This window comes from Halalkalirubrum salinum (assembly GCF_005543295.1).
GTDB lineage: Archaea > Halobacteriota > Halobacteria > Halobacteriales > Haloferacaceae > Halalkalirubrum > Halalkalirubrum salinum.
This window is the reverse complement of the sequence record NZ_SRSG01000025.1, coordinates 34,490-47,666: the sequence shown is the minus strand read 5'-3', so window position 1 is coordinate 47,666 and position 13,177 is coordinate 34,490. Positions and strand designations below refer to the sequence as shown.

Here is a 13,177-nt window from a genome sequence, read left to right as displayed (position 1 = left end):
CTGTGTGCACAGCTGAAGCCTCCTCATTCCTTCCGAAAAGGTGTCCCGATAAGCCGCCGCTGTCATGCGGTTCTTCGCTTAGCTAAAGACGGATGAGTAGAAGCCATTCGTGACAGTGCAATAGTGGTTATCCCTGCGCGGAAGCGTCATTAAAACGGTGAATTCGACGAAATGCTTCAACTTGGAGGTTCTTTATTCAGGATTACATAAAACCGAGCAGTCCGATGCACACCCAGTAGGTCGCCGGTTCACTCGCGCGATCGGACGAGCGCGAGGCCGACGAACGACCAACGGGAGTAGCAAGAGAACAAAGCTCTCTCGTATCATACGAACGGGCCGATAGCCCGCGAGTAGACGAAGAGTCCTTTTGATCGAGCGTTTACCGAGCGAGCTAGCGCCTCGCGCAGTGTAAAAGGTCGATGTACGCCCGGAACACCAACGGGCGAGAAGCTACTACTAGGCTCGGTCGCAGTGAAACGAACCACGTTCAAAATAAAATTCAGGATACAGGCAGCCAATCACAGTGAGCTTCGCTCCTCTGCCGAAAAGATATAAACAATCAGGTATCGTATTTTTTTCATGACGATCTCCCATGACGAGGACGTGCTCGGCGGCGAGCCACGGATTGATGGCACACGTATTGGCGTTCGTCATGTCGCCGCCCGGGTGATCGAGGGCGGGCGATCTCCTGCAGCCGTGGCGGATCAGTTCGACGTGTCTCTCGCTGCCGTTTACGAGGCCCTTTCGTATTATTATGAGCATGTAGAGGAGATGCGTGAGTACGAACAGGCGAACGAAGCAGCATTTGACGAAGTTCGCAAAACGTCGCTCAAGCCGAAAGAGACCGTGAAGTGATGGGTGCTCGGATTCTTTTGGATGAACACGTAGGACGGGTGTTCGAACGGGTTCTTCAGGAACGTGGTCACAACGTCGAGCAGGCAAAAGATCGGTTCGGAGAGCACACGGTGTCCTGATCTACTCCGTCAGCTTCCAAGACCCGTCAAGAACCGCTTTACTGTAATTATTTTATCGGTGAACTCCGTCGTGATGCGTCCCTGTGGATTCGCTACGGCACGGTGTTTGACCGTTCCAATAACCCATGGAGAACAGTATGATTTCTTATCGGGGTTTCGGCCTGTGATCCACGCATTTCCGACTTCGTAGTTTGCAGGAAGATCGCTCGTCGTGAGTGCAGCACAAACGTACTCTTCGCCGGGATACGGTAGCTGCTCTGCGACCAAAACCAACCAGAGTCGAGGGTTCGAACCCTGTCTGAAGGGATCGGGAGCCAGAAGACATCCCTTTTTTGATAGGCATCACTCACGCTGTTCACGCGGGTCGACTGCGTACTCCTGCCACTCGTCGTATTCGAACGGTGATTTTTCGTGACTATCAGCGACTTCACTAGCGTGGGCCGTTGCAGCGTCGATACTCCGATCGTGATCACTAATTCGCCAGTACCGTCCTCTGTGGTCTACTTGGCCACGTTCCCGAAGCCGCACCAACGTCGGTCCGACCGAGCCACGCTTGACCTTGGTTGCCTGTGCTATTTCGGTCTGCGTGAACGCCTCGTTTGCATTCTCCTCGAGAAATTCGAGTATCGTAGCGGCATTCGTCCCAGGCCTCGGTTGTCCCTCACTGTCATCGATCTTTTCGAACCGATCAGCACTAATTGGCATATGTACTGCTTTGTATTAGATGTACTAAAGACTTTCCAGGATTCTCTTTTGCGTCCGTCTAGCGGTCCGAAGGACCCGGAAGCTCGCCGGTTCACTCGCGCGAACGATCGTGAGCGCGAGGCCGACAAGTGACTAAGCGCCGAAGCGAGGAGTGCTCTTGATCGAGCGTTTACCAGCAGGTGAGCGTAGCAAACGAGCGCAGTAAAAGATCGATGTACACCCAGAACACTACCGGGCGAGAAACTACTAGTAGGCTCGGTCAAAGTGAACTCGCTTTTCATGGGAGGTTTAGGCACAGGAGTACATTCATTACATCAGCACGCTAAGTACCGTGTATGCCCGTTCGTATCGAAGAGTTCGAAACAGGCGATCTTCCAAATGGTCCGAGCGTTCCCAAGCAGGTACTCATCTACCTGTATACGAATCAGGACAAAGCGTTCACCCGGTCGGAAATTGCGACCGGAATCGAGGAAGACTCGAACACGGTCGGCACTGCCCTTTCCCGCCTGAAACGTCGTGATCTCGTCCGACATAAGGATGAGTGTTGGGCGATCACGAGAGATCTGGAACGCGTACAGGATGCGTACGACCTCCATACTGTGACGGAGCAGCTCAACGACGAGGATGGGGGAATCGACCCGGACGAGTGGGATGCGGCCGCTCCGGACGAGCCACATCCCAGCGAGAAGGACTGAGAAATGTAACCGGAACGAGGCGATGTCGTCCGCAGTTCCGATCCGTTCAAATCAGGTGAGGACAGCCAGCGACCGTGGCTGATCGTCAACAACAGTTCGCACCCGTTCGCCGACGAGCAGTTCCTCGCAGTCGCCGTCTCGACCAAAGAGTACGAAGACTCGCTCGCGCTGCGTTCCGAGGTGTGGGAAGTCGGCGGTGTCCCGCGCGAGTCGTTCGTCTCGCCGTGGGCCGTTCACTCGCCACGGATCGAGGACCTGGTAGCGTGGCAGGGCCGGGTTACTGACGAATTCGTCGATACTGTCGTCGATAAAATAGAGACGTATCTACGATAATTCGAAATATACGCCCGGAACACTACCGGGCGAGAATCTACTAGTAAGCGTGATCGAAGTAGTTTAGGCAAGCGTTCGGCGACCGAGCGGCTCGCAGAGCCCGGTAGGTCGCCGGTTCACTCGCGCGAACAGACGTGAGCGCGAGGCCAACGAGCGATCAGCGGGAGCGAGGAGTGCTTTTGGTCGAGCTTTTACCGAGCGAGCCAACGGCTCGCGCAGCGTAAAAGGTCGATGTACACCCGGAACACTAACGGCCGGTATCATCCCGAGGCGGCATGCCGCGTCAACCGGGAAACCCTCGTGCCGGGGTACCGTATGCGGTACGGCAACCGTTTGTCGCGCGTCTGGGTTCTCCGTGCGATCATCGCTTCCATGTGGAAGTACTCTGCCGGGGACTAAAGACGCGCACTCGACTTTACTACCCGGAATCACAAACAGTTGTCGTCCGAGATAGCCGATCGACCCGAACGATCGGACCAAAACCGTAGGTTCAAACCGGATCAGCCAGAACACAGGCTGATGACCATTCCGTCGTTCGTGATCGGTATCGCCGGCGGCACGGGCGCAGGCAAGACGACGGTCGCTCGCCTCGTGACAGAAAGTGTAGGAGACTCAGTTACCCGAATCCCAGTCGACAACTACTACAACGATCTCTCGCACCTGCCACTCGAGGAGCGCTCAGGTGTGAACTACGACCACCCCTCAGCGTTCGAGTGGAGTCTCCTCCGCGAGCAGCTCGGCGCGCTGTTGGAGGGCAGATCGATCGAGATGCCCGAATACGACTTCTCAATCCACAACCGAAAGCCAGAACGGACGACTGTCGAGCCGACTGACGTCATCGTGCTCGAAGGCATTTTTGCGCTATATGACGACGACATTACGGAGATGCTTGACCTCCGGCTCTACGTCGAGACCGACGCAGACGTCCGAATCCTCCGACGAATCCAGCGGGACGTGATCGATCGGGGCAGAGACCTCGAAGGTGTCATCGAACAGTATCTCACGACGGTCAAGCCGATGCACGAGCAGTTCATCGAGCCCACAAAGCGCAAGGCAGATCTTATCATCCCAGAGGGAGCCAACACCGTCGCAGTAGACCTTTTGGCAGAGAAGATCCGCGCAGAGGTCGACGGATCAACGACTCGTGACTGGGAGCGCAACGCGATCGAGGGAGATTTTCCAGACGGACTCAACGTCGAAAAGTAGCGGAATCGGGTCTTGGTGGTGATCAGCCGCGGGTTCGGACGAACTCGTCGGCACCTTCGTAGAACCAGTAGCCGGCGTTTCGCATCGCTCGTCCGACCGCTTGGTGGAATTCGACGAAATCAGCAAATTCGTCCTCATTGACGTGTTCGAAGATCTCTCGAACCGAGACGACGGTCTCGTGGTCGATTCGAATGGGATCGTCACCGTACGTCTCGACGAATTCAGCCGCATTCAGCGGGAAGTCTTCATCTTCGTCGATTTTCTTTGCGAGGACGGCGTGGCCGTAGTTACGGCCGCCTTCGCTGCCCTTCTCGCCGTCGGGATCGTGTGGCCAATCCATGCGTTATCGTTGCAAACGATCGATGATAGTCGTTACGTTCGATCGCGATCAAGCAGCCGACCACACGTGCGACAGCCGTGGCACCGCAGAACGACAACGCATTTAGCGTCACGTCCACAACGCCGTTGCGATGGACGATCGGACCAGACGCTACCTCCGCGGCCGGTTTGGGGACTACTATCGCCGGGCAGATATACCGCTCCCACCGGCAGCCAACGTCCGCGAGTGGGGCCACATCCCGTGGACGGCCGGATCGGGCACGACGATGGTCCGACACCAATCACAAATGGACCTCGGTTCGCTCGATGACTTCCTCGAACGAACCGCGCCTCGGCACGCGTACTTTTCGGCCGCGCGGTACCGCGATCCAGGCGCAAGCACAATGGGCGCAAAAGGGTGGACCGGCGCAGACCTGGTGTTCGATCTCGACGCCGATCACCTCCCGGGTGTTGACCCCGACGCGGCGACGCACGCGGAGATGCTCGCAGCATGCAAGGACGCGCTGTACCGTCTGTTGTCGTTTTTAGAAACCGATTTTGGGTTTACTGATATGAAGATCGTCTTCTCTGGCGGTCGCGGGTACCATGTTCATGTTCGGGACTCGTCGGTTCGATCTCTAGACAGCGCGGCTCGCGGAGAGATCGTCGACTACATCCGCGGCCATGGCCTCGAAGTTGACGACATTATTACGACTGTCTCACAGGCCGGCACGAACCAGCGAGTACTCAAAAACGACGGCGGGTGGGGGCGACGAATTCACGAGGCGCTACTGGAGCTCACTTCCGAGCTGGAGGCCGCAGAGAAGTCTGCGGCGATCGATCGATTGCAGTCGTTTGACGGAATTGGTGCGGGCCGGGCTGAAACGATCTACGGGGCAGTAACGCGCAATCGTGAGGCGATTGAAGCCGGGAACATGGAAGTTGGGGGACCTGGTATCCGCCTCCTGGTTCGGACGCTCGCCGAGTCGGTCGTCGACGAACAGAACGCCCCGATCGACGAGCCGGTCACGACCGACGTTCGGCGACTGATCAGGCTTCCGGGCACGCTCCACGGCGGCAGCGGACTCGTCGTGACACCGATCGAACGCGACGATCTCGACGCCTTCGACCCGCTTTCGGACGCGATTCCCGAGCGGTTCGTCGGTCAAGAAATTACGATCGAAACTCCCGAGCCCCGGACAGTTGATCTCAACGGCGACAGGACTAAGATACCACAGGGAGTTAGTATCGTACCGGAGTACCTCGGCGTGTTTCTCATGACCCGCGGCGAGGCAAAAAAGGCCCCCGAACCAGCATGAATCTCGACGAGCTCAGATCGGTCCAAGAAGCCGAACGCCGCAAGGACAGCCTCCAGCACCTGCGCGACGATTTTTACGAGGCGGTCGCAGCGTATATTTCTGATCTCAAATCGAGCCGCGATCGACGCGCGGAAGCGGTCGACCATCCCTTTTCGGACGAACAGGTCAGACAGCTCTCCGACGAAATCGAAACCGCCGAAGACATCGTCGAATCGCTGTACGAACGGCGAGTTGGCAAGGTCGTCAAGCTCTCGAGTTTCGCAGCAGCCGATATGCCCGTCGAAGAGGAGGGAATGACGAGCCAGGAACACGAACTGTTCTGTGACCTCGTAGATCGGATTAAACACAACAAAGCAGCTGTCTTGGATGTTCTTGCCGGCGAACGAAAAACAGCCCACGACAGCAATAAACAACACTCACAAGCGACACCATCCAACAGCGAGAGCGAAAGCACGCCATTTTCGGGCACAGCACCATCAACCGATAGCGTGCTCGCGGACGCGATGTCCAGCGCTGGAGAGACGGCTGTGGCTTCCAGTGAAATCGTCGACGAGAACGACAAATCTGATCTAGCAACGCAGACTGGCCCGACTGCACCGAATACGGTATCCACAGCAGCGCCAGACCCACATCCAGATTCTGGTTCCGCGTCAGCATCATCAGATCCAGATTCTGGTTCCGCGTCAGCATCATCAGATCCAGATTCTGGTTCCGTGTCTGCATCATCAGATCCAGATTCTGGTTCCGTGTCAGCATCATCAAATGTAGATTCATCACAGGGACCGACCGATCAGAGACATACGCCAGTTACCCCTGACACCGCACATGATGGCGTTCCGCCGGATGTCCCAGTCGATGACAAATCCAGTTCCAATCAGACCAACGCCGATCGCCCGGCAGGAAATTCGGAACTCGATCAGGGTCCGAAAAGTGATACTGCTGTAAGCGATGGTGGTAGCGCAAACGTTGCGGCAGACGCCGATCAGCGGCGAATGATCAGAATCACCGAAGACGTCGGTTCGATTCTGGGCGTCGATGAGCGTGAGTACACGCTTCGTGCGGATGATGTCGTCCAGCTGCCCGCGATGAACGCAACGCCACTGCTGGATCGAAACGCCGCAGAGCCGATCGACTAGTGGAGTGTTAGTACCCGAGTGACTCGCGGACGAGCACGATTGTTGTCCGATCTTCTGTCGCTTCGAACCGATAGATTAGCTGCTTTGCGATTACACTCTCGGTGCCGTAGGCTTCTTGAGCGCGTTCGTTTTCAAGTGGGTATGCGACCGATTCCACACGGTCGAGTGCAGCATCGAGATCCGCAACAATCTTGTTAACTCCGCTTACAAGAAGCAGATTCTTTGCGGCGAACGGATACGCCCCGATTCGGCTCCCAGAGGCGTCTGCGGCGACGAGTTCGCCAGTCTGTGCGATCGCATTGACACTGCCAAGGAAGTACTCCGCAGTCTGAGCGTTTCGGCGTGCGTCCGCTCGCTTTTCGTCGTCGTCGATCGACCAGATCTCATCGGAGAGTGCTTCCCACCCGTGGTCTTCTGACTCAAGATACGACATGAATCCGATTTCTTCGAGCGTTGTCGAGTGGCCGCTCATTACTGACGCATCTTCTGAAATCGTGTCGACCAGATACTGAAGCGCGTCTTCTGCAGTGTCGACGACGACAGGCGCAAATCCTCGATCCGCAAGCGCGTCGACCGTCGCCGCAATCTGTTCGTCGGTTGGATTGTTGTCGAGTGCTTCGTCAATTGCTACGTCGTCGATGTAGTCGGCTTTTGTCTGTTGAGACATGGTAAATGGACAACAGTCGATCCGCATACAGAAACGGATCGACCGGTCTGTCTGTTGTTCGAAGGACAGATACAAAACCACTCGCGGACACCACTGTCACCTGGTGACATCGATACTATCGGAACATGGTATCACTAAGCAAGTGTACTGCGGTGCTGAATTTGGTGTTCAGCCGTGAAATAGCCATGATTATTGTAGGTAGATTACGCCGATAGCGGCAAGAAACGCACGGTTTCGCGGTCAATGAGGGTTTCTTGCCAGCACGGCCGAGTATATCACTTTCCAGAATCTCATGAGTATATGAGCGAACACTCAACGCCAACACGTCGGCGCATGCTCCGATCGGTTGGTGCCGGTGTTGCCGGTGTCTCGATTGCTGGTTGCGTCGGTGGCGGCAACGGCAATGGTGAAACAGAGAATGCTAATGGAGACAGCGAATCCGAGGATCCGAGCCGGCTCGTGTACGCACAGCAGGTCGATCCAATCCAGTTAGATCCGCTTGTCGTTGGCGACATCTACTCATATCAAGTAATCAATCGCGTTTTCGACCCGCTGTATGAATTCGGAGAAGGAACAGAATTGGTTCCGAAACTCGCCGTTGATGAACCCACAGTTGAGCGCGACGGCCAACGATACATTATCGAGATCACAGAAGACGCACGGTTCCACGACGGCGAGCCGGTTACCGCCGAGGACGTCGAACACACCTATACTGCGCCGGTCGAAGAGGAGGATCTCGGTGACGACGCGCTCGAAACAATTGACACGATCGAACTCATCGACGATCGGACCGTCCAGATCGACCTTGAGTTCCCGTTTGTGCCGTTTGAAATCGAAGTATTGACCAACAATATCGTCTCGAAGGCGGCCCGAACCGCCGACCGCGAGGCGTACAACACGGAGCCACCGATCGGCTCAGGCCCCTATCAGCTCACGACCTGGCGACAGGGCGAGGTTGCAGAGCTGACGCGGTGGGAGGACTACTGGGACGAACTCCCGAACGTCGAGACGGTCGAACTCGTCCCCGTCGAAGAAGACACAACCCGCGCGACGCGGCTGCAGACCGAAGAGAGTGATGTGATCGACGGGATCCCGCCACAGATCTGGGATACTGTCGAAGGGATCGATGGTGCCGAACTTCGGGACGTCCCGGGAATCAACTACTACTTTGCTGCGTTCAACTGCAATCAGGGTCCGACTGCGGACCCCATGGTTCGCGAGGCAGTCGATTACGCGTTCTCGATGGATCAGGCAGTCGAGAACTTCGTCGAGCCAGCTGGGACCCGAAACTACGCACCACTGCCGCTCCCAGTCGTCGAGGAGTGGGATATGCCGATCGGCGAGTGGAGCGAGATCCCACACGACAAAGACGGCGATCGGGCGCTCGAACTCATGGAAGAGGCAGGTGTCCCGGATGACTACGAGTTCACCATTCTCTCGCCACCAGATGATATCCGTGAGCAGATCGCAGTGAGTATCGGCAACGGCCTCGAAGAAATTGGCTACGATACGCAGGTTCAGCGCCTCGAGTGGGGATCGTTCCTCGACAATATCGACACGGGCGACGACGAGGACTACAACATCTACCTGCTTGGCTATCTCAACCCGCCGGACCCGGACCTGTATTTCACCCCGCTTTTCCACGAGAGCAATGCGGGCAACGCACCAAACGGGGTGTTCTACGAGAACGACGACGTGATGGAAAAGATCACCACTGCTCGGCGCTCGACCGACTTCGAGGAGCGGCGTGAGTTGTATATCGACGTGGCGACCCAGCTACTCGAAGACCGCGTTCACCTGGCTGGATACAGTCCGAAAACGACGATCGGTGTACGAGAGTACGTCGACGACCTCATCGTCCACCCGCGCCAGCGACTCAATCCGCGGATGGTTGGTCCGACGAACAACGTCTCAATCAACAAATAACAGCCAGTACTGGCCAGTCGAGGTGCTGTCGACTGATCGACAACTAAAATCGGCTGTCGGAGAAGACACTGACAAACTTGATGCGATCATATGAATCTCGCTAGGTACGTACTATGGCGGATCGTCCAGACCATTCCCGTTCTGTTGGGAATCACGACGATCACGTTCCTGTTGACGAATGCGATGCCCGGAAGTCCGGTCGACATCATGGTCGGCCCAGAGATGGACGAGGCGCTCGAACAGGCACTGAAAGAGCGATACGGCCTCGATCGGCCGCTCCACGAACGATACCTGATCTACATTTCGAACGTGCTCCAGGGCGATCTCGGCGTGAGCTTCTACTACGATGAGCCGGTGACCCAGAAGATCCTCGAGCGGTTGCCGGTCACGGCGTTACTCGTCGGATCAGCGTATACGTTCGGTCTCGGGATCGCGATCCCGCTTGGGGTCCTCTCGGCGGCGTACAGAAACCGTTGGATCGATCACGTCTCACGGGTGATTGCGCTGTTTGGGGTCTCGACGCCGTCGTTTTGGATCGGCCTGGTGTTGATCATCGTCTTCGCGTTCCATCTTGGCTGGTTGCCTTCCTCGGATCTCGTTCGCCCGTGGCGATCGCCCGCACAGGTGACAAATGCCTCGACGTGGCTTGAGGTGTGGTATCTCTCAGCGCGGAGCCTGGTTCTGCCGACGATCGCGCTCGGCACGCTACAGATGGCCGCTGCGATGCGTATCGAACGGTCCTCAATGACCGAAACGCTCGGCAAAGAGTACATTCGCCTGGCCCGCGGCTACGGCGTCCCAGAGCGGACCGTCTTGCGGCGACATGCCTTCCGGGCGGCCCAACTACCGGTGGTGACGATTGTCGGACTCAACGTTTCGACGGCGCTTGGGGGATCCGTACTCATCGAGACGGTGTTCAATATCAACGGGATGGGGCGACTCATCATCACGGGCATTCAAACACAGGATTATCCGCTCGTCATGGGAACGACGCTGTTTTTTGGCGTGTTATTCCTCGTTGGCGTCATTATCACAGACATTTCGTATGCGTACATCGATCCACGGGTGACCTACGGTGATGCTGAATGAGCCGCCGGACACGCCGTTCGTTGTGTTACCAGCAGTTCGTCTGCAATCGACGGAGGTGGTTTTGAATGGCGATCGGTGAGAGACAGGAGGCAGGATCGGACGATGTCGAAACCCGTGCAGTCGGGTGGCGACACACGGTGAAGGCTGTTCGTGAAGACACGACCGCCCGGCTCGGGCTGTATCTTATCGGGGGGTTAACGCTTCTGGCGGCGTTCACGTGGTTCGATTATCTCGTCTTCGACTACGCGATCGCCGAGACAGTGTGGTATCACCCTGAAAATGACCCCGACGTTGTTGACTCACTCTTGCCGCCAGCGTTCGTCGACGGCGGGACGTGGGCGCATCCGCTTGGAACTGATCACCGCGGCCGTGACCTCCTGGTGAGGGTAATCTACGGAACACGGATTTCGATCACGGTTGGATTCCTTTCGACGGCGATCGGGATGATCGGTGGAACGGCAGTTGGAGCGATCGCCGGCTACTACGGCGGCTTAGTAGACGACATCCTCATGCGACTCGCCGAGACAATCTACGCGATTCCGTTCTTGGTGCTCGTGATTGCGTTCATGGCTGCATTCGGCCGCAGCATCACGTATGCGATGGTCGGTGTCGGCGTCGCGGTGATCCCCGTCTTCGCCCGTCTCATCCGTAGCCGCGTGGTCACCGTCCGAGAGATGACGTACATTTCGGCCGCCCGCGCTGCCGGCGTGAAGAATCGGTGGATTATCATACGACACATCATTCCAAACAGCTTCGCACCGGTGATCGTTCAAGGAACCCTACAGATCGGGATTAGTATCCTCATCATCGCCGGGTTGTCGTTTCTCGGCTACGGTGCGCAGCCGCCGACGCCGGATTGGGGACAGATGCTGTCAGAATCGCGTGGGTATATGCTTCCACAGCCGTGGTTCAGCATCTGGCCGGGGATCGCAATCTTGTTCACCGTAATGGCGTTCAATCTCTTCGGTGATGGGTTGCAGGATGCTGTCGATCCACAACTCGAGGACTGAGGAATCGATCGGATCGGCCTTGTTGAAGCCCACAAAGACTGACAAACTCTCGTTACTGGATGTGACACAGGATACGTCAAACTTCGAAGTCTTGCTGTTACGACGGAATTCGAGGTTACACATGATGCTCGATCGCCCTTCGCGGTCGTTTGCGGATTTCGTTGGCAGCCACGCTGCGGAGTTCAGCCAGTTCCCCAGATCAGTCTCGGTAGTTTCCTCCTTACAAGACACACGAATGGTTCACGTCACACAAATCGTCCGAAGTATCGGAACCTATATATTTTCTAGAGAGTATATTCAGCAACCCAGTGGTCCTCTGTACGCAGTATTTCGGAAATAATCGCTGGTAGATCACCTCCAGGGGCGCGATCGTCTTCGAGAAAAGAAGTTGTTCTCAACCACGTCAATTATGCCGACCGTATATACGAAAACAGTCCGAAGGCGTGCTTTTTCTCAGATAGCGTTACTATCGTTAAACAATCGGTACTCATGCGGGCCGGTTCGGGTCACGGATACTGACGGCGGACCTCAAGCGTACCATTTCCCCCCGTCCGGTCAGAACACAGTTCTCAGGCCTGTTTACTAGTGAGTAAGTGAATTACCACGGGTCGGGTGACCCGTGGCTTCCTGTTTCTACGACGTTGTCAGACTCAGTCTGACAGCCTGTCGAGGTCCCCTCGACAAACGCGCTTTGCAGGCACAACACAGAACGACGAAGTATCGTTCGCGTCCGCACCCGTAGGGAGCGCAGTCTCCGCAGGCGTTTGAAAATCGCGTGGCGATTTTCCCAGCCCATCAGAATCGTACCGCGATTCTGCGGACGTTGATTCGGCCTCTCCCAGACCTACTACCGCATCTACATCGTACGCAATACCCAATTTCTCTAACCCGAGTTTCAAAACGTTGTACGAGGCGTTCTCGTCCCGGTCGGCCTCGAACCCACACGACGGACACGAGTGTTCCCGGACCCAGAGTGCCTTGTCGGACTCAACGTCACAGCGAGCGCACCGCTTAGTCGTCCCCTCAGGTGGGACGGTCACGACGTGGCAACCGTTCTTGTCGCCGTGACGCTCGAACGTTTTGATGGCGTCACTCCACGCCATCGACGCAATGTTCCGCCCATTTGAGTCCTGTTCGAGCATCCCGCGAACGTTCAGCTTCTCCAAGAACACCGCATCGTACTGTGTCGTGTACGAGCGAGCAAGTTTCTCGATGAAATCCGTTCGCTTGTTCGACAAGCGTTCATACGCTTCAGCGAGTTTCACTCGGGCTTTCTCCCAGTTCGCAGACCCGTGCTGTTTGCGAGACAATGCCCGGTGACGCTTCTCGATTCGCTCACGGTCTTCAGACTCGTCCAACGGTGTGACCGCAGTGCCGTCCGAATCGTGTACAAATTTGAGAATTCCAAGGTCAACACCCACAGTATCGTCGAGTTGGATGTCTTCGACGGCTGGTTTCTCGGGGTATTCTGGGTCGTGGTTAACGACGACCGACGCATACCATTTCCCTGATTTTTCTTTTTTCAGACGGACTTCTTTGATTGTGCCGTCTTCGGGGAGTGGGCGATGGTAGTCAACGTTCATCGTCCCAAGTTTCGAGAGTTCGAGTGTGGCGTGTTCGGTTCGGCCCGTGTTACTATCCACGTCGAAGCCTGATTGGTTGAACACGATGCTGCGGTACTCTCTTGGCGGTTTCCACTTGAGTTTCCCGACTTTGTAACCCTTGGACTTGAGTGACTTGAGAACGCTGAGGCTTGAGTAGATGCGTCGGACGGCCATCTGCAAGCACTTCGAGTTGAT

General features: G+C 56.4%; 12 protein-coding genes and 1 pseudogene. 9 read left to right on the top strand and 4 right to left on the bottom strand.

Translation table 11 applies throughout. The features are described from left to right. Positions 1-579 precede the first annotated feature (579 nt). Entirely contained in the window at positions 580-855 is a 276-nt protein-coding gene (locus E5K03_RS10680; RefSeq protein ID WP_138006839.1) for a DUF433 domain-containing protein, read from the top strand. A 461-nt stretch (positions 856-1,316) separates the two neighbouring features. Here the strand turns inward: E5K03_RS10680 and E5K03_RS10670 are convergent, their stop codons facing one another. Beyond that, a complete protein-coding gene (locus E5K03_RS10670; protein ID WP_138006838.1) occupies positions 1,317-1,679 on the bottom strand; it encodes a MarR family transcriptional regulator in 363 nt (120 codons plus the stop codon). Positions 1,680-2,014: 335 nt separating this feature from the next. Between E5K03_RS10670 and E5K03_RS10665 the strand changes: the two genes are divergently transcribed. The 3 genes and pseudogenes from E5K03_RS10665 to udk all read left to right on the top strand — a co-directional run bounded on the left by E5K03_RS10665 (position 2,015) and on the right by udk (position 3,913). Next, the gene (locus tag E5K03_RS10665) at positions 2,015-2,374 is read left to right on the top strand and encodes a hypothetical protein (RefSeq protein WP_138006837.1); all 360 of its coding nucleotides are present in this window, start codon (positions 2,015-2,017) and stop codon (positions 2,372-2,374) included. A gap of 9 nt (positions 2,375-2,383) precedes the next feature. After that, a pseudogene (locus tag E5K03_RS17920) lies at positions 2,384-2,707 on the top strand (hypothetical protein); the annotation flags it as partial. 519 nt (positions 2,708-3,226) lie between these two features. After that, positions 3,227-3,913 carry a uridine kinase gene (udk, locus tag E5K03_RS10655; RefSeq protein WP_138006836.1) on the top strand — a complete coding sequence of 229 codons (687 nt, stop codon included), beginning with the start codon at positions 3,227-3,229 and terminating at the stop codon, positions 3,911-3,913. 22 nt (positions 3,914-3,935) lie between these two features. Here the strand turns inward: udk and E5K03_RS10650 are convergent, their stop codons facing one another. Next, complete coding sequence (locus tag E5K03_RS10650; protein WP_138006835.1) at positions 3,936-4,253, bottom strand: DUF5785 family protein; 318 nt, start codon at positions 4,251-4,253, stop codon at positions 3,936-3,938. 130 nt (positions 4,254-4,383) lie between these two features. Here E5K03_RS10650 and priS point away from each other — a divergent pair, with 130 nt between their 5' ends. Further along, positions 4,384-5,550 (top strand): DNA primase small subunit PriS, encoded by a 1,167-nt coding sequence (gene priS / locus E5K03_RS10645; protein WP_138006834.1) that lies wholly within the window; start codon positions 4,384-4,386, stop codon positions 5,548-5,550. Next, entirely contained in the window at positions 5,547-6,686 is a 1,140-nt protein-coding gene (locus tag E5K03_RS10640; RefSeq protein WP_138006833.1) for a hypothetical protein, read from the top strand. The genes priS and E5K03_RS10640 overlap by 4 nt, the downstream gene beginning before the upstream one ends. Positions 6,687-6,693: 7 nt before the next feature. Here the strand turns inward: E5K03_RS10640 and E5K03_RS10635 are convergent, their stop codons facing one another. Beyond that, a complete protein-coding gene (locus E5K03_RS10635; protein ID WP_138006832.1) occupies positions 6,694-7,353 on the bottom strand; it encodes a lactate utilization protein in 660 nt (219 codons plus the stop codon). Between the two features lie 300 nt (positions 7,354-7,653). Here E5K03_RS10635 and E5K03_RS10630 point away from each other — a divergent pair, with 300 nt between their 5' ends. The 3 genes from E5K03_RS10630 to E5K03_RS10620 all read left to right on the top strand — a co-directional run bounded on the left by E5K03_RS10630 (position 7,654) and on the right by E5K03_RS10620 (position 11,378). Beyond that, entirely contained in the window at positions 7,654-9,279 is a 1,626-nt protein-coding gene (locus E5K03_RS10630; protein WP_138006831.1) for an ABC transporter substrate-binding protein, read from the top strand. 90 nt (positions 9,280-9,369) lie between these two features. Continuing rightward, a complete protein-coding gene (locus E5K03_RS10625; RefSeq protein ID WP_138006830.1) occupies positions 9,370-10,368 on the top strand; it encodes an ABC transporter permease in 999 nt (332 codons plus the stop codon). Between the two features lie 65 nt (positions 10,369-10,433). After that, entirely contained in the window at positions 10,434-11,378 is a 945-nt protein-coding gene (locus E5K03_RS10620) for an ABC transporter permease (RefSeq protein WP_138006829.1), read from the top strand. Between the two features lie 650 nt (positions 11,379-12,028). Here the strand turns inward: E5K03_RS10620 and E5K03_RS10615 are convergent. After that, positions 12,029-13,177 (bottom strand): RNA-guided endonuclease InsQ/TnpB family protein (locus E5K03_RS10615; RefSeq protein ID WP_205742987.1); only part of this gene is annotated, 1,149 nt, incomplete at its 5' end.